The sequence below is a fragment of the Micromonospora rosaria genome (genome assembly GCF_001567585.1).
GTDB lineage: Bacteria > Actinomycetota > Actinomycetes > Mycobacteriales > Micromonosporaceae > Micromonospora > Micromonospora rosaria.
In genome coordinates, this window is record NZ_LRQV01000107.1 from 1 (window position 1) to 24,561 (window position 24,561).

A 24,561-nucleotide genomic window follows, 5' to 3' on the forward strand; every position below is an offset into this window, starting at 1 on the left:
GGGCGGCGCTCGGGCTGCTCGCCGACCGGCTGCGACCGTCGGCGGACGGGGCACCCGGTTGGGCGGGGATCACCCTGGACCTGTCCGGGGCGACCCTCGTGGACGTCGACCTGAGCGGCTGCCACCTGACCGTGGGGCGGTTCGCCGACACCCGGTTCGTCGGCCCGGCCGCGTTCGCGGGTACCCGCTTCGACGGCGACGGCGTCTTCTCCCGGGCGGTCTTCGGCGGGCCGGCCCGGTTCCCCGGCGTCCGGTTCGGCGCGGACGCCGCGTTCGGACGGGTCCGGTTCCGGGGGCCGGTGGACTTCGCCGGGGCCACCTTCGGCGCCATCGCCTGGTTCGGGCGGGGCGAGGAGGAGCTCTGGGAGGACGACGAGGCCTGGGAGACCGTCGAGGAGATCGACCCGGCCCCGTGGGACGAGCCGAACGAGGACGATCCGCGCTGGCCGGTCGCGGTCGTGATGGGCGACTACCAGGAGTGGACCGAGGGCGGGATCGGGGCCCGCTTCGGCGGGGACGTCTCCTTTCGGCGGGCCCGCTTCACCGGGCCCGCCTGGTTCTGGAAGGCGCAGTTCGCCGCTGCCGCCGACTTCACCGGCACCTGGTTCGCGGCCGGGGTACACCTGGACCCGCCGGCGGCGGACCTCACCGGGGCCCGGTGGAGCGGCACCGCGGACGACGGGGAGATGACCTGGCCGCTGGGGTGGACGGCGGTGGCGGGGGCCGACGGCGAGTGCCGGCTGACGCCCGACGAGCCGGTCCGCCGGCACGCCGGGCAGCTCGCCGCCGCCGACCCGCGACTCGCCGCCGCCGGCCTGGCCGCGCTGGCCGCCCTCGGTGACGCGCGGCCGGAGCTGCGCCAGCCCGTCGCCGACGCGCTCTGCGCCTGGCTGCGCCGGCCGGTGCCGGTCCCGCTCACCGACCCGACCGGGACCGCCGTCGAGGTGGCGGACCGGGAGGTACGGCTGCGCCGGGTCGCGGCGCGGCTGCTCACCGACCGGCTCCGGCCCGCCGCTGCCGGGGGCCCGGCTGAATCCACCGCCGACGCGCCCGTCGACCCCACTGTCGGCGTTTCCGTCGCCCCCACGGTCGGCGCTGTCGACGGCGCGGCCGGACCGGACCCGGCGACCCGGCCGCCGTACTGGCCGGAGACGGATCTGTGGCTCTGCGGGGCCGTCCTGGTCGACGTCGATCTGTCCGGCTGCCGGGTCCGGTACGCGGACTTCACCGGCACCCAGTTCCACGGGGTCACCCGCTTCGACGGCAGCGACTTCGAGGCCGCCCAGTTCACCCTGGGCGGGCCGGACGGCCGGGCCACCTTCCACGGGCCGGTGACCTTCACCGACGCCCGGTTCGGCGGGCGCCGCGAGCCCGGCCGGGCCCCCGACGGCGTGGTCTGCCACGCGCCCGCCGACTGAACGGCCCGCCCGCTCGGCCCCGCCCCGCCGGTCCAGCGCCCGCGCCCGTCCACTGCGCCGCGCGGGGCCGACCGCCGTCGTGACTGTCGCTGCTGTCGTTGTCGCCGTGGCCGCTAGTGGCGCTGCCGCTGTCGCCGTGCTCGCTAGCGCCGCTGCTGCTGTCGCTGCTGTCGTTGGCGTCGGGCGGTGGGCCGGGGCCGGCAACCGGGGCCGTACCCGAAGCGCTTCGGGTACGGCCCCGGCCGGTCGATCGGTGGGTACTGCGGTGTGGGTCAGACGGTGGCGGTGCAGGAGAGAGTGGGCGCGGTCGCAGTGCCGGTGACCGAGCCGGTGAACCCGAAGCTGGTGCTGCCGCCGGCCGGCAGGCTGCCGTTGTAGCCGACGTTGCGGGCGGTCACGGCCGAGCCGCTGGTGGTGACCGTGGCGTTCCACGAGGAGGCGATCTGCTGGCCGCTGGGGTGCGTCCAGGTCACCGTCCAGCCCTTGATCGCCGTGGTGCCGGCGGTCACCTGGACCTCACCCTGGAAGCCACCCGACCACTGGCCGGTGACCCGGTAGGTGGCGGTGCACCCGGCCGTACCGCCCGGCGGGGTGGTCGGCGGCGTGGTGGTGGGCGGAGTCGTCGGCGGGGTCGTGGGGGGAGTCGTCGGCGGAGTGGTGGGCGGGGTCGTGGGCGGCGTGGTCGGCGGGGTGGTCGGGTTGCTGCCGCCGAAGTTCACGTCGCTGCACAGGTAGTACGACTGGTCCGTGTGGCTGGCCTGCCAGATGGTGTAGACGATGTGCCGGCCGGTCCGACCCGGCGCGTTCGCCGGGATGTCGATCTGGACGCCACCGGTCACCGGCGTCCACTGCGAGGCCGGGGTGTTGCCGATCTGCCCGACGAGTTCCAGGTCCTCCCAGCGCAGTGGTGAGGTCAGCGCGTTGAAGCCCTGCCGGGTGGCGTACACCCGGATGTAGTCGGCGCCGTGGCTGGCCTGGTCGAAGAAGCGGACCCGGAAGTTGTTCGAGACGTTGGTGGTCCGCCAGGCGCCGACCGTGTCCAGCGAGCGGTAGCGGCCACCCTCGGTCCGGCCGCCGCTGCACAGTTGACCGTTGGGGATGGCGGCCTGGTGGTTACCGGCGACGCCCTCGCGGAACAGGCCGTTCCAGTTCCACATGGCGTTCGGGTTGTCCTGCCAGGCCTGCCAGCACATCGGGTCCTCGGTGGCCATGTTCGGGTTCTGGAAGTCGCCGCCCCACCGCTGCCAGCAGCCGTAGTTGCGCGACGCCGGGTCGACCACGGAACCGTGGGCGGCGGCGGGGTTGGCCAGGGCGGTGGTCAGCAGCAGGACGACGGCCGCGCCCACGGCGAGCAGTGCGCCCAGCAACGGGACGCGTCGTGATCGGGAGACGATGGACATGGGTGAAGCCCCCAGGAGAATGGTCGGTCGTCGACAACGCCCGGACGGCCGGGAGTTGCCCTCATCCCGTGCCGGTTCGTACGGCTCCCACGTCGGATCTGTCTCGCAGACTGGCATATGCATAGGTCAAAGTCAATTGATCTGATCGCGTCCCGCCCGGTGGCGCGCACCCGGTGGCTACCGTCGCTGCGGCACCGGCCCGTGCCGCCGGTACGCCTGTCGCCACCCGAAAGCCGCCGTGCCGCACGGCCGTCCAGCCCTCGGTCGTGGTCAGGGCGTGGGCCGGCCGGGGCGGCGCATCGGCAGGTGCGGGATGCCGTCCTCGACGTACTCCGGGCCGGTGACGGTGAAGCCGTACCGGGCGTAGAAGGCAGCCAGGTGCGCCTGCGCCTCCAGGACGCACGGCCGGTCGCCGGCCAGCGCCAACGCCTCGGTCATCAGCCGGCCGGCGTGCCCGCCGCCCCGCGCCGCCGGGGCCACCACCACCCGGCCGATCCGCGCCGCGCCGTCGGGCTCGGCCAGGATCCGCAGGTACGCCAGCACGGCGCCGTCGCGCTCCAGCCACAGGTGCCGGGTGGCCGGCTCGACGTCCCGCCCGTCCAACTCCGGGTAGGCGCACTCCTGCTCCACCACGAACGTGTCGACCCGCAGTCTCAGCAGGTCGTACAGGATGTGGGGGGTCAGGTCGGCGAAGGCGGAGACCCGGACGGACGTCGTCTGCGGTAGCACCCGCCGATACTAGGCCCCCGCCCCGCCCCCGCCCCGCCCCGGTGTAAGGAAGGGCCCCCTGTTAACGCTTTCTGTTGTACAGGGGCCCCTTCCTCACAGCTGGGCGAGGCGTCGCGGTGCGCCGCCGCGCGGTGGGAGTGGAGGACGGGTGGGCGGCGGGGTGGGTCAGGCGGGGCGGGCGCCGACGGCGTCGCGGATCTCCGCGCCCGGCCCGCCGGCCGCGCTGCGGGCGCAGTGACCGCAGCAGAAGAAGCGCCCCGAGACCTCGACGCCGTGTCCGATGATTTTGACCTGGCAGTGCTCGCAGACCGGGGCCAGCTTGTGCGCGGCACACTCGAAACTGTCGAACGTGTGCACGTCGCCGCTGACCGTACGGACCTCGAAGGCCATCCAGTAGTCGTTTCCACAGACCTCGCAGGTCGCCATGACAGATCCCCCGTGACAGACGTTTTCCCCAGTCTGCGGCACGGACAACCCGATCACGGGCGAAACCGGCACATATGGGCCCGGCTCTCGACGGCGGAGATGGGTCAGGTCTCGTTCGGCTCCAGTCGGATGGAGACGGAGTTGACGCAGTGCCGGGTGTCCTTCGGGGTGAAGCCCTCGCCCCGGAAGACGTGCCCCAGGTGGCTGTCGCAGCGGGCGCACCGGATCTCCGTACGGACCATGCCCAGGCTGCGGTCCTCGATCTCCTTCACCGCCCCGGGCAGGGCGTCGTCGAAGCTCGGCCAGCCGCAGTGCGAGTCGAACTTGGTGTCGCTGGCGTACAGCCTCGCCCCGCAGGCCCGGCAGTGGTAGAGCCCCGGCGTCTTCGTGTCGACGTACTCGCCGGTCCACGGGCGTTCCGTGCCGTGTTCCCGTAGCACCCGGTACTCCTCGGGGCTGAGCCGGACCCGCCACTCGGCCTCGGTGCGGGGCAGTTCGCTCTCGTCAAGACTCACCCGTCAACGGTACGCCGACTGTCGGTGGCATGGCATATGGTCACGCCATGGTGGGCACGAACGGCACATCGGGCGGCAGACCGGCCGGCACCACGTCGGGGGCCACGCCGGCGGCCACCGCACCGGCGGGTGCCCAGCCCGCCGGCGCCCAGTCGGCCGGCACGAAGAAGGCCAGCGCCAAGAAGGCCAGCGCCAAGAAGGCCAGCGGGAAGAAGGCCGTGGCCGAGCAGATCGAGGTCGCCGGGCACGAGGTGCGGCTGAGCAGCCCGGACCGGGTCATCTTCCCGCAGCGCGGCTTCACCAAGGCCGACGTCTTCCACTACTACCTGGCGGTGGGGGACGGCATCATGCGTGCCCTGCGCGAGCGGCCCACCACGCTGCAGCGCTTCCCCGACGGTGTCGAGGGGGAGATGTTCTTCCAGAAGCGGGTGCCCGCCCGGGGCGTGCCGCCCTGGCTGTCGACCACCACGATCACCTTTCCGAGCGGGCGCAGCGCCGCCGAGTTGTGCCCGGCCGACCTGGCGCACGTCGCCTGGGCCGCCCAGATGAGCACCATCGTGTTCCACCCCTGGCCGGTGCGGGCCGCCGACGTGGACCGCCCCGACGAGCTGCGCATCGACCTGGACCCGCAACCCGGCACCGACTTCGTCGACGCGGTCGCCGCCGCCGGGGAGGTCCGGGCGCTCCTTGACGAGTTGGGGGTCACCGGCTGGCCCAAGACCTCCGGCGGCCGGGGCGTGCACGTCTATCTGCGCATCCAGCCCCGCTGGACGTTCACCGAGGTGCGCCGGGCCACCATCGCCCTGGCCCGCGAGGTCGAGCGCCGCCGGTCGGACCTGGTCACCACCGCCTGGTGGAAGGAGCAGCGCGGCGAGCGGGTCTTCGTGGACTACAACCAGATGGCCCGGGACCGCACCATCGCCTGCGCGTACTCGCTGCGGGCCAACGCCCGCGCCACCGTCTCCACCCCGGTCGACTGGGCCGAGCTGCCCGACGTCGACCCGGACGACTTCGACCTGCGGACCGTCCCGGCCCGGCTGGCGCAGCGGGGCGACCCGCACGCCGGCATCGACGACGCGCCCTGGGACATCACCCCGCTGCTGGAGTGGGCCGACCGGGACGCCGCCGCCGGCCAGGGTGACCTGCCGTACCCGCCGGACCACCCGAAGATGCCCGGCGAGCCGAAACGGGTGCAGCCCTCCAAGGACCGCGACCGCCCCCGGTAGCCCGTCCCGCCGCAGGTCAGCGGGTCCCCTGCATCGCCTCCACCGCCTCCTTGGCCGTGCGCAGGTCCGCGCCGGTCGCCTCCCGGTACGCCCTGATCGCTTTGATCTTGTCGCCCCGGATCAGGTGCTCGCGGACCCCGGGCGGCTCCGGCCGGTCGTCGACCACGCCGAGATGGTCCATCACGAGCTGGAGCCGGCGTTCGATCTCGGCCAACCGGTTCGTCTCCCGGGCGTTCGACCGGGGCGAGCGGGCCAGCAGGAGGACCACGAGAAGCAGGACGGTCAAACTGAAGATGAACTCCATGGCCCGATTGAAGCAACCCGCCACCAACCTCGACGCAGCCCGCTACCAGCCGCCACCAGCGCCGACACGCCCGGTGGCGGGGTCCGGAACCGATCAGCCGGTAACGATCAAGTAACGGGCGCGAACCTTTTCCCGGGGGTACCCGCTCTTCCTGGTCATCGGTCCATCGCGGGCCACGGGAGGCGGCGGGATGAAGCTGGTGTTCAGGCGGGCGCGGGACGCGCGCGGGCTGCTGCTCGCCGCTGCGGCGGCGGCCCTGGTCGCGGTGGCCCTGGTCACCGGCCTGTCCGACTACAACCGGCGGGCGATCGACGCCGGTCAGCGCACCCTGCTCGCCGCCGCGCCCGCCGAGGAGCGCACCCTGCTGATCAGCGGCAGCGGTGGCCGCGACGACGCCGAGTACGCCGAGCGGGACCGGACGGTGCGGGCCCGGTTCGCCGACGGGCTGGGCGGCGTACCGGTGGCCGTCGCCGCCGCCCGCTCCGGCACCGGCCGCGAGCTGACCGGGGACATCGGGGCCGCCCGTACCGGCGACGACCCGGTCTTCGCCAACCTGTCCACCCTGGACGACCTGGCCGGGCACGCCGACCTCACGGCGGGCGCGTGGCCGGTCCCGGGGGCCGACCCGGTCCAGGTGACGCTGCCCGAGCGGGTCGCCACCAGCCTCGGGGTGGCCGCCGGGGACCGGGTGCCGGTCCGGGACCGCAGCAGTGGTGAGGCCGGTGAGCTGCTGGTCTCCGGCACCTGGCGGCCGGCCGACCCCACCGACCCGTACTGGCGGCTGGCGCCCGGGGCCGGGGCGGGCACCGGCCCGGTCACCTCGTACGGGCCGTTCGCGATGGACCCGGCGGACTTCGTCCGGGCGTTCCCCCGCTCCTTCTCGGCGGCCTGGCTGGTCGAACCGGACCTGGCCGCGGTGGGGCCGGGTCGGCTGGCCCCGGTGCGGCAGGCCGTTGCCGACGCCGCCGTCGAGGTGCCCGAGGCGGCCGGGCTCGGCTCGTCGGCGCGCAGCGCCACCAGCATCGACCGGCTCATCGACCGGCTCACCCGGGCCGACCTGGTCGGCCGCTCCGCGCTGCTCACCCCGCTGCTGCTGATCCTGGTCCTCGGCGGGTACGCGCTGGTGCTGGTCGCCGCGCTGCTCAACACCGACCGACGGGCGCAGACCGCGCTGCTGCGGGCCCGGGGCGCGGACCGGGGCCAACTCGCCGGGCTCGCCGTCCGCGAGGCGACCCTGGTGGTGCTGCCCGCCGTGCTGCTCGCGCCCCCGCTGGCCGGGGTGGCGCTGGACCGGGTCGGCGGGGCGACGCCGCCCGGGGCGGCGTCGACCGGCGGCGGCACCGTCTGGGCGGTGGCCGTGGCGACCGCCGTGGGCTGCCTGGTCGCCATGGTGCTGCCGGCGATGCGCCGGGCCGGCACCTACGTCGCCGACATGGCCGCCCGGTCCCGTCCCAGCCGGGGCGTGGCCGCCCAGCGGGCCAGCGTCGACCTCGCCCTGGTCGGGCTGGCGCTGCTCGCCTGGTTCCAGCTCCGGCAGTACTCCGGGCCGCTGGCCGCCTCGGGGGGCGCGCTCGGCATCGACCCGCTGCTGGCCACCGCGCCGATCCTCGGGGTGCTGGCCGGCGCGGTGATCGCGCTGCGCCTGCTGCCCCCGGCGACCCGGTTCGCCGAGCGGTTCGTCGACCGGCGTCCCTGGACGGCGACCATGTTCGGCATGTGGCAGGCCGGCCGCCGCCCGCACGCCGGCCCGGTGCTGCTGCTCGCCCTGGCCGTCGGCGGCAGCACGCTGGCCTGGTCGCTGCTGGGCACCTGGGAGAGGTCCCAGACCGACCAGGCCGACCACGCGGTCGGCGCGGACCTGCGGGTGGTCGAGCGGGACGGGGCCGCGCCGGTCGGCCGGGCCGGGGAACTCGCCGCGCTCGCCGGGGTCCAGCAGGTCCAGCCGGCCTGGCGGGACGAGATCCGGCTGGGCCGCGACGACCTGCCGGTGACCGTCCTCGGCCTGGACGCCGCCAGCGCCCCCGGCCTGGTCCGGCTCGACGACCGGCTCGCCGACGAACCCGTACCGGAGCTGTTCGGGGACCTGGTCCGGGCCCGGGGTACGCCGGGCGGTGCCGCGCTGCCGCCGGACACCCGGCAGCTCACCGGCACCGTGCGTACCCCGGTGCGCGAGGCGCAGGGCCCGCACCGCGTCTCGGTCTCCGTCCTGGTCACCACGGACGACGGTCAGGCGTACCGGCTGCCGGCGGTGGCGGCCGGCAGCGACGGCGCACCGGTGCGGTTCACCCTGGACCTGCCCGACACCGGGGGTGCGGCGGCCCGGGTGGCCGGCTTCGCCGTCGACGCCCCGCCGCGCGGTGCCTGGTACGGGCTGGAGGTCACCGGCCTGGCGGCGGTCGACGCCGACGGCACCGCGCAGCCGGTGCCGGTGACCGGCGAGTGGGTGAGCAGCGACGGCACCGGTCAGCCGCGCTCCGCCACCGCCACCGCCGGCACGCTGTCCGGCGAGTTCCCGCTGCCGCCGCCGCCGGAGAGCTGGTTCGCCGCCCAGCCGCCGCTGCGCTTCGCCGTGGTGCCCGGCGGTGCCGTCGAGCCGGTGCCGGCCCTGCTCACCGCCGGTGCCCGGGAGGCGTTGAGCCTGCGGACCGGGGACACCGTCACCCTCCAGCTTCCCGGCGCCTCGGTGCCGATCCGGGTCACCGGGGAGGTCGACGCGGTGCCCACCGCCGGCGGGGCGGCGGTCCTGCTGGACCTGCCGTCGGCGGTGGACCGGCTGGTCCGTTCCGGGGGCGCGGTCCGGGCCGTACCCGAGTGGTGGGTCCGGGCCGGGGGCGCGGACCACGCCGCCGCCGCGCGGGCCGCCGCCGAGCTGCCCGGGGTCGCCGTGACCGACCGGCTGGCGGCGGCCGACACGGCGGCCCGGGACCCGTACTGGCGGGCCGCCCGGACCGGGCTGCTCGCCGCGGCGCTCGGGTCGGTCCTGCTCGCCCTGGTCGGCCTGGCGGTCGACGTCTGGGCCACCACCCGGCACCGGTTGGCCGAGTTCGCCGTCCTGCACACCCTGGGCGCGTCGCCACGGCTGCTGGCCCGGGCGCTGCTGGCCGAACAGACCTTCCTGGCCGGGATCGGCGTCGGCGTCGGGCTGCTGCTCGGCGCGCTCGTCGGCGGTGCGATGGCCCCGCTGGTCATCGTCACACCCACCGCCGACCGCCCGGTGCCCGAGGCGGCCTTCGAGCTGCCCTGGGTGCCGATCGGCCTGACCGCCGCCGGGCTGCTCCTGGCGGCCCTCGCGTTCAGCGCGGTCATCACGACCGGCATCCGGCAGCGGGTGGCGGTGGCGCAGTTGCGGATCGGGGGAGACCGATGAGCGTCCTGGCGGCGGCCCGGCGGGTCCGGGCACACGGCGGTCAGTTCCTGCTGCTGGGCGTGCTGGCGCTGGTCGTCGCGGCGCTGGTCGCCGGGGTACCCCGGGCCGCGAACCGGCTCACCGACGACGGCCTGCGGGAACACCTGGCGGAGCAGCCGGTCGCCCAGCGGGACCTGACCTACGCCACCGGCCCGGCCGTCCAGCAGGGGGCCGCCGGCCTCACCCGGGCCCGGCAGGCCGAGCTGGACAGCCGGCTGGACCGGATGCCGGCCCCGGTCCGCGACGCGGTGGCCGAGCGGTGGTACCTGGCGGAGGCCACGCCCGGTCGGCTGACCGGCCCCGACCTGGCGGCGCGGAACCTGCTGGTCGACTTCCGGCTGCGGGCGATGTCCGGGGCGCGGGACGCGGCCACCCTCGTCGAGGGGGTCTGGCCGGCGGAGGAGCCGCCCGCCGTCGACGAGCCCGTGCAGGTGGCGCTGGCCGCCGACATGGCGACCGCGTTGAACCTGCGCGTCGGCAGCCAGGTGCGGCTGGCGGCGCTGCCGACCGGCGCCGGGCCGGCGCCGGTCGGTCTGGTGGTGGTCGGCGTGTTCCGTCCGCACGACCCGGCCGGCGGGATCTGGGACACCCTGCCGCCGGTGCTGCGCATCGTCCAGCCCGAGGGGGAGGGGCTGCCGTTCAACGCGGTCGGCCTGGTCGGTGCCGGCGCGCTCGACGCCCGCGCGGCGGACGCCTGGCCGCTGCGGTTCAGTTGGCGCTACCGGGTGGGCACCGACCGGATCGACGTGCGGGCCCTGGACGGCACGGTCGGGGCGCTCGCGGTGGCGCAGCGCGAGGCCCCCGCCGACACCCCGCTCACCCAGGGGCTGGACATCCCGCTGCGGGACTTCGCGGCGGCCGTGGACCGGGCCCGGACGCTGCTCGCCGTGGTCGCGGCCGGGGTGCTGGCCACCCTCGCCGGTCTGGTGCTGCTCGCCGTCGCGCTGGCCGTGCGCAACCGCCGCCCCGAGTTCACCCTGATCCGGGCCCGGGGCGGCACCCGGGGCACCGCCGCCCGCCGGTGCCTGGCCGAGTCGGTGCTGGTGGTACCGCCCGCCGCCGTGCTCGGCTGGCTGCTCGGCAGCCTCGTTCCCGGTGCGCCGGACGGCACCGCCGCGCTGGTGGTCGCCGTGACCGCCGTGACCACCCTGGCGCTGCCGCTGGCCGCGCTCGCCGTACCGACGGGGGAGGGTGGTCGGCGGGACCTGGTCCGGCTCAGCGCCTCCACCCGGCGGCTCACCGGCGAGGTGCTGCTGGTGGCGCTGGCGGTGCTGGGGGTGGTGCTGCTGCGCCGCCGGGGGCTCACCCCGGGCGACGTCGACCCGCTGCTGGTCTCCGTACCGGTGCTGGTCGCGTTGGCGGCGGCGGTGCTGGCGCTGCGCGCGTACCCGTGGCCGTTGCGGCTGCTCAGCCGGCTCGCCACGGGTACCCGGGGCGCGGTGGCCTTCCTCGGGGCCGCCCGCGCCGGCCGGTCGGCCGTGGGTACCCCGCTGGTCGTGGTGGTGGTCGCCGTCGCCACGGCGGCGTTCTGCGCGGTGGTCGCGGTCGGGATCGAGGCGGGCCGGGACCGGGCCACCGACCGCCTGGTCCCGGCGGACGCGCTGGTCACCGGGTACCGGCTGGCCCCGGAGACCGCCGACGAGTTGGCCGCGCTGGCCGGGGTGCGGGCGGTGACCGGGCTGCTCCAGGACCCGGGCCGGCCGCTGGCCCGGGACGCGAACGGCACCGACGCCCGGATCGGCGACGCGGCCGTGCTGGTGGTCGACGGGCCGGAGCTGGCCGAGGTGGCCCGCCGGGCCGGCCGGGACCTGGCGGTACCCGAACCGCTGCTGGCCGGCGGCGATCCGGCCGCCCCGGCGCCGGCGGTGGTCTCCCCGGCGCTGGCCGCCGCGCTCACCGGAGCCGGGCTGGACCGGTCGGCGTTCGTCCAGCTTCAGGGCCAGCGGTACGAGTTCCGGGTGGCCGGCACGGTGGAGAGCTTCCCGCTGGTCGCGCCGGGCACCGAGCGGTTCGTGATCCTGCCCCGGCAGGCGCTGCCCACCCGCACCTACCCGGCGGTGCCCACCGGCTTCCTGCTCGCCGGGGACGACCTGGACCCGGCCGAGGTGCGGCGGGTCGGCGACGAGGGGCAGCGCCGGTTCCAGTCCTCCGGGTCGCTCACCGGGCTGGCCCCACCGCTCGGGGTGACCGTGACGACCTGGGTCGACCTGCGGGGGCAGCGCGGCGCGGGCGGGGCCAACGGGGTGCTGGCCTTCGGCTTCCTGGCCGGTGCCGCCGGCGGCACGGTCTTCGGCCTGCTGGCGATCGCCTTCACCGTGCTGGCCGGGGCCCGCGCCCGGGGGCAGGCGCTGTCCCGGCTGCGCACCCTCGGCCTGTCCCGGCGGCAGTGGCAGGGGCTGCTGCTGATCGAACTGGTGCCGCTGGTGGGGGCCTCGGTGCTCACCGGGGCCCTGGTGGGGGCGCTGCTGCCGGTGCTGCTCGCCCCGCTGCTCGGGCTGTCCGCGTTCACCGGCGGCCCGGTACCCGTGACGTTCGACCCCGGCCTGGTCGCGGCGGTGCTCGGGCTGGGCGCGGTCGCGCTCGGTCTCGCGGTCGCCGTCGAGGCCCTGAACAGCCGCCGGACGCGTCTGGCTGAGGCGCTCCGGACCGACAGAGGAGAAGCGAGATGACCACGACCGCGCCGATCGACGCCGTACCGGATCTGGCCACGTTGCAGCAGCGGGCCGCGCGACGGGCCGCCGAGCGGGCCGGGGGGCAGGACCGGCTGCGCGGGCACATCGTCTGCGACGGCCTGGTCCGCATCTACCAGACCGAGGGGGTGGAGGTGGTCGCCCTCCAGGGGCTGGACCTGGTCATCGACCGGGGTGAGCTGGTGGCGATCGTGGGCGCCTCCGGGTCCGGCAAGTCCACCCTGCTCAACATCCTCTCCGGGCTGGACACCCCGACCGCCGGCATCGCCCGGGTGGCCGACTACGACCTGCTCTCCCTGTCGCCCCGCCGTCGGCTCAGCTACCGGCGGCGGGTGGCCGGCTTCGTCTGGCAGCAGACCGCGCGCAACCTGCTGCCGTACCTGACCGCCGAGGAGAACGTCGAGCTGCCGATGCGGCTGGCCGGCCGGCGGGGACGTCGGGCCCGCCGCCAGCGGGCCCGGGACCTGCTGGAGATGGTCGGCGTGGGATCCGGCGCCGACCGGCGACCGGGGCAGCTCAGCGGCGGCGAGCAGCAGCGCTGCGCGGTCGCGGTGGCGGTGGCCAACGACCCGGAGGTGCTCTTCGCCGACGAGCCCACCGGCGAACTCGACGAGGCCACCGGGGCGGAGGTCTTCGCCGCGCTCCGGATGATCAACGCCGAGCTGGGGGTGACGGTCGTGGTGGTCACCCACGACCACGCCGTGGCCACCCAGGTCCGCCGGACCGTCGCGATCCGCGACGGCCGGACCGCCTCCGAGGTACGCCGTACCGCGCGGGTCGGCGCGGACGGCAGCACCGAACTGGTCAGCGAGGAGTACGCGGTGCTGGACCGGACCGGCCGGATGCAGCTTCCGGCGGCCTTCGTCGACGCGCTGGCGTTGCGCGACCGGGTCCGGCTGAACCTGGAGCCCGACCACGTGCAGGTCCGCCCGGGCGACGAGCGCCGCGACGGCCTGGACCAGCGCGACGACCTGGACTCGCGCGACGGCCTGGACTCGCGCGACGGCCTGGACTCGCGCGACGGCCTGGACTCGCGCGACGGCGTCGACCGGCGGGACGGCGCGGACCAGCACGACGGCAGGGATCAGCGCCGCGTCTCCGACGTGGCCGGACGCAACGGGAGCCAGGCGTGAGCGAACAGGGTGTCGTGGACGTGACCGGGCCGGCGGTCACCGAGGCGGTGGTCCGGGTGGACGGGGTGCGCCGGACCTTCGGCCGGGGAGAACACGCCGTGCACGCGGTGCAGGATGTCTCCTTCACCGCCGGGCGGGGCGAGCTGGTGGCGGTCCGGGGCCGGTCCGGGGCCGGCAAGACCACCCTGCTCAACCTCGTCGGCGGGCTGGACCGGCCGGACGCGGGGCGGATCGTGGTCGCCGGGCGGGACGTCACCGCCTCGGGCGAGCGGGACCTGCTCGACCTGCGCCGGCACCGGATCGGCTTCGTGTTCCAGACCTTCGGCCTGATCCCGATCCTCTCCGCCGCCGAGAACGTGGGCGTGCCGCTGCGGCTGGCCCGGGTGCCGGCCGCCGAGCGGGAGGAGCGGGTCGGCATGCTGCTGGAACTGGTCGGGTTGGGCGCCCACGCGGCGCAGCGCCCGTACGAGCTCTCCGGTGGCCAGCAGCAGCGGGTGGCGCTGGCCCGGTCGCTGGCCAACGACCCCGACCTGCTGATCGCCGACGAGCCCACCGGTCAGCTCGACTCGGAGACCGGCCGGGCGGTGATGGACCTGCTCCGGGCGCTGGTGCACGCCCGGGGGATGACCGCGCTGGTGGCGACCCACGACCCGGCCCTGATCGAGCTGGCCGACCGGGTGCTGACCCTGCGTGACGGCCGACTGGTCGACGACTGAGGCGACCGGCCTTGCCGCACGGCCCCAGCGAAGCAGCGCCGTGCCCGGCCGGAGCCCACCTCACGCCAGGCATCAAGGGACACCTCGGCGCGGCCACCGGCGACGGGTCAGCGGGCCGGGCAGCGCAGGCCCTCCCGGGGGACGGTCAGGTCGATCAGGTACGCGTCGATGGCCCCGTTGACGCAGCTCGTCTGCGGGTAGGCGGTGTGCCCCTCGCCCTCCCAGGTCAGAACCCGCCCGACGCCGAGCATCGAGGCCAGCGCCGGGGCCTGCTCGTACGGGGTGGCCGGGTCACCGGTGGTGCCGATGACCACGATCGGCGGCGCTCCGGTGGCCGCCCCGGTCGGGTACGGGTCCGGCTGGCCGGGCCACTCCACGCAGGCCAGCATCCCGACCGCCAGCGCCGGACCGAACAGCGGGTACCGCTCGCGCCACTGCGACTGCAACTGGCGGATCCGATCCACGCTTGGTTTCCGCGTCGCGTCGGTGCAGTTGACCGCGAGGTTGGCGTCGAAGAGGTTGGAGTACCGGCCGTCCTCCTCACGGCCGGCGTAGGCGTCGGCGAGCGTGAAGACCTCGGCCGGGTCGCCGTCCTCCAACCGGTCGATGGCGCGGGCCAGTTGCTGCCAGCCCGACTCGGTGTAGAGCGAGGAGATGATGGCGTAGAAGACCCAGCCGGCGGTCGCCTCCCGCCCGTCGGTGCCGCGCACGGGGGAGACCCGGGCCTCGTCGATGGCGGCGGTCACCGCGCCCCGGGCGTCCGGGGCCAGCGGACAGCTCCCGGCGTTGGCCGTGCACCACCGGGTGAAGTTGTCGAAGGCCCGCTCGAAGCCCTTGGCCTGGCTCTCCGAGCCGGCGATCAGGTCCTGGCGCGGGTCGACCGCCCCGTCGAAGACGAACGCCCGCACCCGCTCCGGATAGAGCTGGGCGTACGTCGCGCCGAGCAGGGTGCCGTAGGAGTACCCCAGGTAGGTGAGCTTGTCGTCGCCGACCGCCGCGCGTACCGCGTCCATGTCCCGGGCGGCCTGCTCGGTGCCGTACAGCGAGAGCTGGTCGCCGTACCGGTCGGCGCAGGACCGGCCGATCCGCTGGTTGAGCGCCCGGTAGTCGTCGAACGCCGCCTGGCTGCGGGGGTCGGGGTCGGCGCCGAAGCTGGCGTCCAGCTCGGCGTCGGAGATGCACTCCACCGGGCTGGACCGGGCCACCCCGCGCGGGTCGAAACCGACGATGTCGAAGCGCTGGGTGATCGAGTCGGGCAGGCCACCGAAGGCCGGGCCGAAGGAGAGGTAGACGGCGGTGTCCACCCCGGAGCCGCCCGGCCCGCCCGGGTTGAGCACCAGCGAGCCGATCCGGTCGCGTTGCTTCGTGGAGCGGGCCCGCAGCAGGGCGATCTCGAAGGTCTCCCCGCTGCCCGGCCCGGCGGCGGCCCCGCTGCCGTCCCCCCAGTTGCGGGGGACCGCGATCCGCGCGCAGTCGTACCGCATCTCCGGTGCGCCCCGGCCGACCAGCTCGTCGGCGACCTCCGGACAGGGCCGCCACTGCGCGGCGCCCGCCCCCCGCGGCTCGTCGGCCCGCTCGGCGTCGGTGCGCGGCGCGAACGCCGGCAACGTGCAGCCGGTGGCGACCAGCGCCACGACGGCCAGCCAGGCGAGGGCGAGCCGGGCCCGGCGGATCCGGTGGAGCGTGCGGGTCACGTGCTGCCCTCCCTGCTGGTGTCCTCCCGTCACGCTACGCCGGGTCGGTCACGGTCGCCGCCGGGTCGCCGCGCAGGACCTGGTCCACGTCGTACCGGACCGGGCGGTCGAGCTGGTCGTACCCGCAGGACCGGGGATCACGGTCGGGACGCCAGCGCACGAACCGGGCGGTGTGCCGCAGCCGGTCGCCCTCCATCGCGTCGTACGCCACCTCGACCACCAGGTCGGGACGGAGCGGCTCCCACTCCAGGTTCTTCGTCCCGGTCCACCGGCTGACCCCGCCGGGGATGCGCTGGCCGCGCTCGTGGTCGCCGTGCACCCACGGGTGCTCCGCCCCGACGTCCTCCCGGTACGGCGCCAGCTCGTCGAGCAGCTCCTTGCGGCGGGCCGCCGTGAACGAGGAGCTGACCCCGATGTGGTGCAGCACCCCCGCCTCGTCGTAGAGGCCCAGCAGCAGTGAGCCGACCACCGGGCCGGTCTTGTGCCAGCGGAAGCCGGCCACCACCACGTCGGCCGTGCGGGCGTGCTTGACCTTGAACATCGACCGCTTGCCCGGCTCGTACGGCAGGTCGGCCGGCTTGACGATCAGCCCGTCCAGGCCGGCGCCCTCGAAGATGTCGAACCAGCGGCGGGCGGTCTCCGGGTCGGTGGTGACCGGGGTGACGTGCACCGGCGGCTGCACGCCGGCCAGGGCCTGCTCCAGCCGGGCCCGGCGCTGCGGGTACGGCTGGCCGGTCAGCAGCTCGTCGCCGAGGGCGAGCAGGTCGAAGGCGACGAAGTCGGCCGGGTTGGTCTCGGCGAGCAGCTTCACCCGGGAGGCGGCCGGGTGGATGCGCTGGGCGAGCAGCTCGAAGTCGAGCCGGGGCTGCCCGTCCGGTCCGTCCCGGCGGATCACGATCAGCTCGCCGTCGACCGCGCAGCGCTCGGGGAGCTGCCGCAACGCCTGCTCGACGACCTCCGGGAAGTACCGGGTCATCGTCTTGCCGCCGCGACTGGCCAGCTCCACCTCGTCCCCGTCGCGGAAGACGACGCAGCGGAAACCGTCCCACTTCGGCTCGTAGGTCAGGCCGGGATCGGTGGGCAGCTTCGCCACCGCCTTGGCCAGCATCGGCTCGACCGGGGGATTGATCGGCAGGTCCACGCCGACAGTCAACCAGAGACCACCGACAGTGGTGAGACGGATCACCGCCGCCCGGCGTCCCGGCGTGTCCCCGACCGTCCCGGACGTCCCCGCCGCGCGGATCGGAAAGGCACTGGTCAGAGCTACCTTCGCGGGGTGCGGGAGTGGGTCTGCGGCTGTTGCGGGCGGTGGCGGGTCAGCATCGAGCTGATCCGGGGCCGGCACCGGTACCGCCTGGTCCACCGGTACCCCGCCAGGTTCGGCGGCGGCAAGCACGTGCTGGGCGAGGCGACCTCTGTCCCCGCCCTGGCCGACCTCCTGCACCGCACCACCCCCCTGACCCTCGCCGACCTCCACCCCACCCCCACCCCCACCTGACCCCCACCCCCCACCCCCACCCCGCCGCGTCCCCACCCCCACCCCGCCGCGTCCCCACCCCCACCCCGCCGCGTCGATCATGGAGTTGGCGGCGTGTTCGATCTCCGCAGCTTCCGTCAACTCCATGATCGACGGCGGCGGCGGGCGGCGACGGAGGCAGTGGCGGGCGGAGGCGGCGGCGGGCGGCGGAGGAGGTGGGTGGGGTGGGTGGGGTGGGTGGGGTCGTAGGGTGGCGGGGGAGGGGGGAGGGGGCGGTGTGAGGGAGTTGACGTATTCGCACGTGGGTGCCACTCGGGACGGGCCGTTGCCGGAGGGGTGGCGTCGGGTGCGGCACCGGGTGCGGTTGCCGGACGGGTGCTTCGCCACGGCGGGCGCGGCGGTGCTCGGCTGGCGGCTGCACCGGGCGGCCGGAATCCGGATCACCGCCGATGCCCCGCAGGCCGCTCCCGGCGTCACCGTCGTCTCCCGGATCGGGCCCGGCCCGCTCGCGCTGACCGCGCCCTGTCGGGTGGTGTGGGCCGCCGACGACGACCGGCGGGCCGGATTCGGGTACGGCACGCTGCCGGGCCATCCGGCGGCGGGGGAGGAGGCGTTCGTGGTCACCCGGGACGCCTCCGGCGCGGTCTGGTTCGAGGTCCGCGCCTTCAGCCGCCCCGACAGTCCGCTGATGCGCGCCGCCGGGCCGGCGGGCCGGGCGTTCCAGCACGGGTACGCCTGGTGGTTGGGGCGTACCCTGCGCCGCCTCTGCGCCCGGCGCTGACCCCGCGGAGCACCCGGTCGACGGGGCCGCGCCCGGTCACCGGCCCGGGGCGGGGTCAGTAGCGGGCGAAGGAGCGGATCGGCATCCGGGGCCCGTACCTCGGCGCCTGCACGCCCTCGGCGGCCAGCAGCAGGCAGACCCGGCCCCGGTGCCCCCGGAACGGCTCCAGCAGCGCCAACATCCGGGCGTCGTCGGCGCGCGGCTCCCCGGCCAGCGCCCAGGCCACCGTGTTCGGGACGTGGTAGTCGCCGACGCTGACCGCGTCCGGGTCGCCGTACGCGATCCGGACCACCTCGGCGGCGGTCCACGGGCCGATCCCGGGGATGGCGGTGAGCTGGCGGGTGGCCTCGGCGGAGTCGGCGCACCGCTCCAGCCGGTCGACCACGGCGGCGGCCCGGCGCAGCGTGTCGGCCCGGCGCTGCTCCACCCCGAACGGGTGGAAGACCCAGTACGGCGCGGCGGCGACGACGGCCGGGGTGGGCGGCAGCAGCAGCGGCTGGTACGGGCCGGGCGCCGGCTCGCCGAAGTGCCGGACGGTCGCCGCGTACGCCCGGTACGCCTCGGTGCCGGTGACCTTCTGCTCCAGGACCGCCCGCAGCACCCGGGGGAAGACCTGACCGGTGGCGGGCATCCGCAGCCCGTGGTGCCGGGCGGCGAGCCGGGCCACCAGCGGGTGCGCGCCGGCCAGGTCGGCGAAGCCGGTCAGGTCGTCCCGGAGCCCGGCGACCGCGTCGGCCCGCCCGACCACCCAGTCGGCGCCCGGCCCGTACCCCTCGGCGTGCAGCTCACCGCCGGCCGGGCGCAGGGCGAGGGTGGCCGGGCCGGCCGGGGTCCGGGTGGCCCACCAGAAGGTGCCGGCGGCGATCCGGGCGGCCGGGTCGTACCGGCTGAAGGTGAGCGCCCGCACCGACGCCGCCAGCCGGTACCCGTCCGGTGGGCGCAGCACCCGACTGGCCACCGGCCCGGTTCCGCTCACCCGGACACTCTGCCACGCCGGCCCGGACCCGCCCGCCCCCGGCGGGCCGTAGCCGGCCTGCCCGGGGCCGTGGCCGGCCTGCCCGGGGCCGTCGGCCGGCCCTCCGGAGACGGTGCCGGAGACACCTCCGCCGGGCGGTGCCGAGACCCCTCCGCCGGGGCGGTGCCGGAGACACCGCAGCGCGGCGCCGACCCGGGTGGGTCGACGCCGCGTCCGGGGCGTCGGGGTTGCCGGTCCGTCGACGCCCGGGTCCGGCGGTGCGTGGCCGGCCGCGCCCTGGGCGGCAGCGGCCGGCCACCGTGTCCCGGCTGACGCACCGGTCAGTACGAGTACTCCGAGTTGCCGGAGCCGGAGCTGTCGTCCGCCGGCGGCTCGACCGCCTTCGGCGTGCCGGTCGGCAGGCACTCCAGGTTCTTCTTGCCGTTCGGCTGTACCGCGAACCAGGTCCCGCCGACGCCCTGGCCCTTCCACTGGCCGGCCTTCTTGTCGCCGATGTAGTAGTACAGCGGCCAGCCGTCCAGCGTGATCTGCCGGGTGCCGTCCTGCCGGGTCACGGTGCCGACCAGGTCGTCGGAGACCCCGGTGAGCTGCGGGCTGCCGTCGGTCAGCGCGGGCGGCCAGACCTGGGCGCACTTGTCGACGCAGTTTGAGGCGGCCGGGTCGTTGGTGTCCTTGTCGAAGCGGTAGAGCAGGAAGCCCTTCTCGTCGGTGACCACCTTGCCCATCCGGGGCACCGCCTTGCCGCGCAGCTCCTGGGTCAGCTTGACGTCGGCGGGCGGCGGGGCGTCCGCCTCGGGGGCGTCGTCCGCCTCCGGCGCGTCGGTCGCCTCCGGGTCGGCCGCCGTGCTGGGCTCGGCGGCGGCGACCGCGACCGGCTCGGCGGCGTTCGGGTTCGATGGGTCGTACCCCGCGGGGGCGCAGGCCGTCAGTGCGACCATCGCGCTCACCGCCACGATGACGGTCCGCTTCTTCTGTGCCACGTGCCCTCCTCATGCTTGGTCGTTCACCGGGTAGTACGGGGAGGGTGCTGTCAAGGTTGAACGCTCAGGGGTGGTCAAATTCACCCCGGTACCGTTGAACCTCTGTGGTGTTTCGTGCGTGTGCATGACGGCGTGAGTCTTTCGCCCGGAAACGGCGGATCGGCGCCGGTCCCCGGCCGGGGGAACCGACGCCGAGCGGCGTCCGAACTCAGAACTTCGTCGACACCAGCGGGGTCGCCACCCCGCTCTGGTCGACCGACTGCACCTGGATGCGGGCGATCTCGTCCCGGGCGGTGACGGTGGCGGCCCCCAGGGTCAGCTTCTCCGGGTTGGCGTTCGTCCCGTAGCCGCCGGGCGGGACGCTCCAGGAGGAGAGCACCTCGGTGTTGCCGTCCGTGCGGACCAGCACCAGCCGGCAGGTACGCGGGCCGGGCAGCTTGTCCAGCACGAAGTTGACCTGGGTGCCGTAGTTCTTGTCGGCGATGTAGAAGGTGGCCTTGACCCCCGTCGTCGGGTCGGTGGCCTCGAACGGGTCGCCCTCGATCTGGTTCGGGCCGCCGATCCCGGGACCGTCGACCGACGGGTCGCCCCCGACCGGCGCGCTGGTGGAGGGCACCGCGACCACGTCCGGCGGGCCGCCGTCGCTGATGCTGGCGATGCCCACCCCGGTCAGCCCGCCGAAGACCACCACGGCGGCGGCGCTGGTCAGCACCTGTCGGAACCGCTGCCGCCGCCGGTGCGCCCGGACCGCCCCGAGGGTACGGTCCAGCAGCCGGGGATCGGTGGCGGTCTGCTCCATCGCCGTCATGGTCTCGCCGTCGATGTCGGCGAGCAGCCCCACCACCGGGACCATGGTCTCCAGTTCGGCCGCGCAGGCCCAGCAGGTGGCGAGGTGCTCCTCGAACCGCTCGGTGTCCTGCTCGTCCAGCACGCCGAGCGCGTACGCCGCGACGTCCATGTGCTCGGTCCGGCTCATTCCGTCACCCCCCTCTCCTGTAGAGCCGTGCGCAGCGCACGGAGCGCGTAGTAGACCCGCGACTTCGCGGTGCCGAGCGGGAGCCCCAACTCCTCGGCCGCCTCCGGCACCGTCCGGCCCCGGAAGTACGTGGCCACCAGGATCTCCCGGTGCGACTGGCTCAGGGTACGCAGGGCATCCGCCACCGTCATCGTGCGCAGCACCCGGTCGGTGCTGTCCGCCTCGGCGAACGCGGTCAGGTCCCGGTCGTACGTCTCCGCCGGGCGGGCCTGCTCACTGCGGTGCTCGTCGATGGCGATCCGCCGGGCCACCGTGACCAGCCAGGGCCGCAGCGAGCCCTGCCCCTGCGCGCCCAACCGGTGCGCGTTGCGCCAGGCGCGCAGCAGGGTCTCCTGCACGATGTCCTCGGCCCGCTGCCGGTCGCCACCGGTGAGCCGCATGACGAACATCAGCAACGGCCCGGCGTGCTCGGCGTAGAGCAGCCGGATCAGCCGGTCCGAGTGGCCCGCGTCGTCGGGCGCCTGGTGGCGACCGGTGGTCGGTCGGGGCGTCACCGGGTCATTCTGGCGATCGACCGAGCGGGTGTCGCCACCCCGGCTGGAACGGGAGACCCGGGACTGGGACCGGGCGGACATCCAGTCCGGCCGGGCCCGGTCACCGTGCCAGCCGGCCGCCACCGCATGCATGCAGACCTCCGGAACGTCCTGTGAGCTCAGGTGCCCCGGTCGAGAGGTCGCCGCCGGGGTCCGGGGCGTCTCGTGGCTGGGGTCGCCCGGTGGTACGGGGGAACCCAGCCAACGGATCAACGGCCGGCGGAAAAAAATCCCGGCGGTGGTGGCGGGGAGCCGGTGGCGTCCGCGTCGCACACCACCGGGGCCCCGCCGGTGAACCGGTCGAGGTCCGCGCCGGCCACCACCCGGCCCGGGAACCAGTCGCCGGCGGCCCGCCGGGTCAGCGCCGGCACCGGCGGCTCGACCCGCCCCGCGACCAGCACCAGGTTGCCGTACCGCCGGCCGCGCAGCACCGCCGCGTCGGCCACCAGGCAGGCGTGCGGCAGCACCGCGCGGGCCGTCGCCACCTGCCCCCGGGCGTGCCGCAGCGGCGGCCCGTCGGCCAGGTTCGCCAGGTACCAGCCGCCGGGGCGCAGCACCCGGGCCACGTCGCCGACGTACTCCACACTCGTCAGGTGCGCCGGGGTCCGGGCGCCGGCGAAGACGTCGGCGACCACCACGTCGTAGCTGGCGTCCCGGCTGGCCGCCAGGGTCGCGCGGGCGTCGGCCACCCGGACCCGCAACCGCGCCTCGGCCGGCCAGGGCAGCGCCCGCCGGACCAGCTCCACCAGCGCACCGTCCACCTCGGAAATCCGCTGGGTCGACCCGGGCCGGGTCGCCGCCACGTACCGGGGCAGGGTCAACGCCCCGCCGCCGAGGTGCAGCACCCGCAGCGCCGCGCCGGCCGGGGCGAGCAGGTCGATCGCGGCGGCGAACCGGCGGACGTACTCGAACTCCAGGTGGGTGGGGTCGGTCAGGTCCACGTGCGACTGTGGCGCGCCGTCCAGCAGCAGGGTCCACGACCCGGCCCGGTCCGGGTCCGGCACCAGCTCCGCCCGCCCGGTGTCGACCTGCTCGACGACCCGGTCCGCGTCCCGCCGCCGCCCCATCAGCGCCCGGTCCGGGCGGCGGCGGTCAGCGCCCGGTGCAGCAGCCGGGCGTCGCCCAGCAACGCCCGCAGCCGGCGCTCCAGCCCGGCGATCGGGACCAGGTTCTGTGGGGCCCGGGGGTCCTTGTACGGCGTGGACGCGAACCGGGGCAGGGTCACCAGCGACAGGTCGGCCAGCCCGATCGCCGCCGGCTCGGGCAGCTCGGCGGAGCACTCCACCCGGACGATCCCCGCCCACGGCGCCCCGGAGGCCACCGGAAGGCGGAGGTACCAGGAGTAGCCGCCCCAGGCGGTGCCGAGCCGGAACACCGGCGAGCGCTGCCCCGACCGCAGCCCGGTCACCACCGCCGTCAACCGGGCGTCCAGGTACTGGCTGTGCTGGGTCTTGATGTAGCCCAGGGTGCGCGGCAGGTTCCGCCGGCTGCGCAGCGGACCGTCCACCACCAGCAGGTCGCCGTCGGTGCGGGCGGCCCCGGAGACCTCCACCTCCAGCGCGGTCAACGGCCCCTGCACCGCCGCCGGCAGCTTGTTCAGCTCGCCGCTGCCGCCCACCCGGTGCACCGGGTACCGGATCCGCCCGGCCACCACCTCCCGCGCCGACGGGCTCGCCGTGAACAGGCCCCGGCCCACCTTCGCCCCGGCCAGCCGCGCCGCGCCGCGCTCCAGGTCGCAACAGACCACCCCGGCGGCGTACGACGCGGCGACGCCCGGGAAGGAGCCGCCGTCCGGCTCCGCCGTCCAGACGCTCGCGTCGATCCGGCGTACCCCGTCGACCAGCAGCACCACGGCCGGCGCGGGGACGTCCCGGCGGACGTCGATCGCCCGCCAGTCCACCGCCGGCAGCTCCACGTCGGCGTCGACCTGCGCGCTGCTCGGCGCCGCCGGCCCGCCCGGAGCCGCCTCGAAGGACGTCCCGTAGCTCGGGTCCCAGGCGTCGACGAACAGCTCCGGTGAGCCGTCCCCGCCGGCCGGCGCGGTCACAGGCCGGTCCGTTCGACGCGGGCCGTCCGGGCGTCCTTGCGGACCTCGTACCGGACCGGGATGCGCTCGGCGAGGGCCGGCACGTGGGTGACCACGCCGACCATCCGGTCACCCCGGGCGGCCAGACCCTCCAGGGTGGCCGCCACCGTGTCCAGGGTGGCCGCGTCCAGGGTGCCGAAGCCCTCGTCGAGCACGATCGACTCCAGGCTCGCCGACGTGGTGGAGAGCCCGGCGAGCTGCTCGGACAGCGCCAGCGCCAGGGCCAGCGAGGCCTGGAACGTCTCGCCACCGGAGAGGGTGCGCACGCCGCGCCGCAGCCCGGCGTCGTAGTGGTCGACGACGAAGAACTCACCCTTGTCGTGCACCAGGTCGTACTGGCCGCCGGAGAGTTCCCGCAGGATCCGCGACGCGCCGTCGACCAGCAGGTCCAGCGCCTCGGCGAGCAGCCACCGCTCGAAGTTGTTGGCCCGCAGGTGCCCGGCCAGGGCGCGGGCCACCTGGGCGTCGCGCTCGTGCCCGGCGCGCTGCTCGCGCAGCCCGGCGGCCTGCTCGCGGCGCTCCACCAGCCGCCGGTGGGCCGCCTCGGCGCGCTCCACCGCGACCGTGGCCGCCCGGACCGGATCGTCCTCGACCGGCAGGCCGGCGGCGGCGAAGAGCGCGCCGATCCGGTCCTCGACGGCGGCGGCGTCGGCCTCGGCGGCGGTCACCGAGGCGGCCACGCCGACCCGGTCCGCCCGCCGCCGGGCCGCCTGCTCGTCGGCCCACCCGGCGAGAGCCGCCCAGGCGGCGGCGACGTCGTCCCGGTCGGCGGCCGGCGGCCCGAACCGGGCCAGCCCGTCCCGGGTCGTGTCGAACTCCCGCCAGGCGGCCCGCAGCCGCTCCTGCGCCGTGTCGAAGACCCTCCGGGCCCGCCGGGCGGCGTCCCGGCCGGCCCGGACCGCGCCCGCCGCCTCGTCCAGCGCCGCGCGCAGCCGGGCGTGTTCGGCCAGGTCGTGCCGGAGCGCCTCCGGGGTGGCCGCCCCGGCGAGCTGCCCGTCCAGCTCGGCGAGGCGGGCGGTCACCTGGTCCTGCCCG

At 75.9% G+C, this 24,561-nt stretch carries 21 protein-coding genes and 1 pseudogene; 8 read left to right on the forward strand and 14 right to left on the reverse strand.

Going from position 1 to position 24,561, the window contains the following annotated elements; all coding sequences use genetic code 11:
• Nucleotides 1-1,418 (forward strand): pentapeptide repeat-containing protein (locus AWW66_RS23500; protein WP_169807167.1); only part of this gene is annotated, 1,418 nt, incomplete at its 5' end.
• 272 nt (nt 1,419-1,690) lie between these two features.
• On the opposite strand, the gene AWW66_RS23505 is transcribed toward AWW66_RS23500, so the two are convergent.
• The 4 genes from AWW66_RS23505 to msrB all read right to left on the reverse strand — a co-directional run bounded on the left by AWW66_RS23505 (nt 1,691) and on the right by msrB (nt 4,488).
• Nucleotides 1,691-2,818 (reverse strand): lytic polysaccharide monooxygenase, encoded by a 1,128-nt coding sequence (locus AWW66_RS23505; RefSeq protein ID WP_067370501.1) that lies wholly within the window; start codon nt 2,816-2,818, stop codon nt 1,691-1,693.
• Nucleotides 2,819-3,088: 270 nt separating this feature from the next.
• Complete coding sequence (locus tag AWW66_RS23510) at nt 3,089-3,547, reverse strand: GNAT family N-acetyltransferase (RefSeq protein WP_067370503.1); 459 nt, start codon at nt 3,545-3,547, stop codon at nt 3,089-3,091.
• Between the two features lie 165 nt (nt 3,548-3,712).
• Nucleotides 3,713-3,973, reverse strand: coding sequence for a Prokaryotic metallothionein (locus tag AWW66_RS23515; RefSeq protein ID WP_067370506.1), 261 nt, complete (start codon nt 3,971-3,973; stop codon nt 3,713-3,715).
• A gap of 104 nt (nt 3,974-4,077) precedes the next feature.
• Nucleotides 4,078-4,488 (reverse strand): peptide-methionine (R)-S-oxide reductase MsrB, encoded by a 411-nt coding sequence (msrB, locus tag AWW66_RS23520; protein WP_067370509.1) that lies wholly within the window; start codon nt 4,486-4,488, stop codon nt 4,078-4,080.
• 47 nt (nt 4,489-4,535) lie between these two features.
• Between msrB and ligD the strand changes: the two genes are divergently transcribed.
• The gene (gene ligD, locus AWW66_RS23525) at nt 4,536-5,714 is read left to right on the forward strand and encodes a non-homologous end-joining DNA ligase (RefSeq protein ID WP_083978821.1); all 1,179 of its coding nucleotides are present in this window, start codon (nt 4,536-4,538) and stop codon (nt 5,712-5,714) included.
• A gap of 16 nt (nt 5,715-5,730) precedes the next feature.
• Here ligD and AWW66_RS23530 read toward each other — a convergent pair whose 3' ends face one another.
• Nucleotides 5,731-6,018 (reverse strand): hypothetical protein, encoded by a 288-nt coding sequence (locus AWW66_RS23530; protein ID WP_067370513.1) that lies wholly within the window; start codon nt 6,016-6,018, stop codon nt 5,731-5,733.
• Between the two features lie 190 nt (nt 6,019-6,208).
• On the opposite strand from AWW66_RS23530, the gene AWW66_RS23535 reads away from it, so the two are divergent.
• From AWW66_RS23535 to AWW66_RS23550, 4 genes and pseudogenes are all read left to right on the forward strand, one after another.
• Nucleotides 6,209-9,385, forward strand: coding sequence for an FtsX-like permease family protein (locus AWW66_RS23535; protein WP_067370517.1), 3,177 nt, complete (start codon nt 6,209-6,211; stop codon nt 9,383-9,385).
• Nucleotides 9,382-12,093 (forward strand): FtsX-like permease family protein, encoded by a 2,712-nt coding sequence (locus AWW66_RS23540; protein WP_067370518.1) that lies wholly within the window; start codon nt 9,382-9,384, stop codon nt 12,091-12,093. The genes AWW66_RS23535 and AWW66_RS23540 overlap by 4 nt, the downstream gene beginning before the upstream one ends.
• A pseudogene (locus AWW66_RS23545) lies at nt 12,090-13,052 on the forward strand (ABC transporter ATP-binding protein); the annotation flags it as partial. The gene AWW66_RS23540 and the pseudogene AWW66_RS23545, both read left to right, overlap by 4 nt.
• 191 nt (nt 13,053-13,243) lie before the next feature.
• Nucleotides 13,244-13,963, forward strand: a complete 720-nt coding sequence (locus AWW66_RS23550; RefSeq protein WP_083978825.1) for an ABC transporter ATP-binding protein — start codon at nt 13,244-13,246, stop codon at nt 13,961-13,963.
• 107 nt (nt 13,964-14,070) lie between these two features.
• Here AWW66_RS23550 and AWW66_RS23555 read toward each other — a convergent pair whose 3' ends face one another.
• Both AWW66_RS23555 and AWW66_RS23560 read right to left on the reverse strand, forming a co-directional pair.
• Nucleotides 14,071-15,636: an alpha/beta hydrolase gene (locus AWW66_RS23555; RefSeq protein WP_245648450.1), complete on the reverse strand. Its 1,566-nt coding sequence runs from the start codon at nt 15,634-15,636 to the stop codon at nt 14,071-14,073.
• 55 nt (nt 15,637-15,691) lie between these two features.
• Nucleotides 15,692-16,798: an ATP-dependent DNA ligase gene (locus AWW66_RS23560; RefSeq protein ID WP_067370524.1), complete on the reverse strand. Its 1,107-nt coding sequence runs from the start codon at nt 16,796-16,798 to the stop codon at nt 15,692-15,694.
• A 135-nt stretch (nt 16,799-16,933) separates the two neighbouring features.
• Between AWW66_RS23560 and AWW66_RS23565 the strand changes: the two genes are divergently transcribed.
• A complete protein-coding gene (locus tag AWW66_RS23565; protein WP_067370527.1) occupies nt 16,934-17,155 on the forward strand; it encodes a hypothetical protein in 222 nt (73 codons plus the stop codon).
• 280 nt (nt 17,156-17,435) lie between these two features.
• Nucleotides 17,436-17,915, forward strand: coding sequence for a DUF1990 domain-containing protein (locus tag AWW66_RS23570; RefSeq protein WP_342671937.1), 480 nt, complete (start codon nt 17,436-17,438; stop codon nt 17,913-17,915).
• A 55-nt stretch (nt 17,916-17,970) separates the two neighbouring features.
• On the opposite strand, the gene AWW66_RS23575 is transcribed toward AWW66_RS23570, so the two are convergent.
• The 7 genes from AWW66_RS23575 to AWW66_RS23605 form a co-directional block, all read right to left on the reverse strand.
• Nucleotides 17,971-18,891: a DNA-3-methyladenine glycosylase family protein gene (locus tag AWW66_RS23575; RefSeq protein WP_067370533.1), complete on the reverse strand. Its 921-nt coding sequence runs from the start codon at nt 18,889-18,891 to the stop codon at nt 17,971-17,973.
• Nucleotides 18,892-19,211: 320 nt separating this feature from the next.
• Nucleotides 19,212-19,871 carry a COG4315 family predicted lipoprotein gene (locus AWW66_RS23580; protein ID WP_067370535.1) on the reverse strand — a complete coding sequence of 220 codons (660 nt, stop codon included), beginning with the start codon at nt 19,869-19,871 and terminating at the stop codon, nt 19,212-19,214.
• Nucleotides 19,872-20,079: 208 nt separating this feature from the next.
• Complete coding sequence (locus tag AWW66_RS23585) at nt 20,080-20,847, reverse strand: anti-sigma factor family protein (protein WP_067370538.1); 768 nt, start codon at nt 20,845-20,847, stop codon at nt 20,080-20,082.
• The gene (locus AWW66_RS23590; protein WP_067370540.1) at nt 20,844-21,533 is read right to left on the reverse strand and encodes a sigma-70 family RNA polymerase sigma factor; all 690 of its coding nucleotides are present in this window, start codon (nt 21,531-21,533) and stop codon (nt 20,844-20,846) included. Before AWW66_RS23590 ends, AWW66_RS23585 begins: the two co-directional genes overlap by 4 nt.
• A gap of 116 nt (nt 21,534-21,649) precedes the next feature.
• The gene (locus AWW66_RS23595; RefSeq protein WP_067370542.1) at nt 21,650-22,507 is read right to left on the reverse strand and encodes a spermidine synthase; all 858 of its coding nucleotides are present in this window, start codon (nt 22,505-22,507) and stop codon (nt 21,650-21,652) included.
• Nucleotides 22,507-23,451, reverse strand: coding sequence for a hypothetical protein (locus AWW66_RS23600; RefSeq protein ID WP_211272077.1), 945 nt, complete (start codon nt 23,449-23,451; stop codon nt 22,507-22,509). Before AWW66_RS23600 ends, AWW66_RS23595 begins: the two co-directional genes overlap by 1 nt.
• A gap of 32 nt (nt 23,452-23,483) precedes the next feature.
• A partial coding sequence (locus AWW66_RS23605) for an SbcC/MukB-like Walker B domain-containing protein (RefSeq protein WP_169807168.1) occupies nt 23,484-24,561 on the reverse strand: 1,078 nt, incomplete at its 5' end.

Coding starts and splice junctions, on each gene's coding strand:
- ligD (WP_083978821.1), top strand. CDS start 4,536: ATGGTGGGCACGAACGGCACATCGGGCGGCAGACCGGCCGGCACCACG.
- AWW66_RS23590 (WP_067370540.1), bottom strand. CDS start 21,533: ATGCATGCGGTGGCGGCCGGCTGGCACGGTGACCGGGCCCGGCCGGAC.
- AWW66_RS23535 (WP_067370517.1), top strand. CDS start 6,209: ATGAAGCTGGTGTTCAGGCGGGCGCGGGACGCGCGCGGGCTGCTGCTC.
- AWW66_RS23515 (WP_067370506.1), bottom strand. CDS start 3,973: ATGGCGACCTGCGAGGTCTGTGGAAACGACTACTGGATGGCCTTCGAG.
- AWW66_RS23595 (WP_067370542.1), bottom strand. CDS start 22,507: ATGGGGCGGCGGCGGGACGCGGACCGGGTCGTCGAGCAGGTCGACACC.
- AWW66_RS23585 (WP_067370538.1), bottom strand. CDS start 20,847: ATGAGCCGGACCGAGCACATGGACGTCGCGGCGTACGCGCTCGGCGTG.
- AWW66_RS23540 (WP_067370518.1), top strand. CDS start 9,382: ATGAGCGTCCTGGCGGCGGCCCGGCGGGTCCGGGCACACGGCGGTCAG.
- AWW66_RS23505 (WP_067370501.1), bottom strand. CDS start 2,818: ATGTCCATCGTCTCCCGATCACGACGCGTCCCGTTGCTGGGCGCACTG.
- AWW66_RS23530 (WP_067370513.1), bottom strand. CDS start 6,018: ATGGAGTTCATCTTCAGTTTGACCGTCCTGCTTCTCGTGGTCCTCCTG.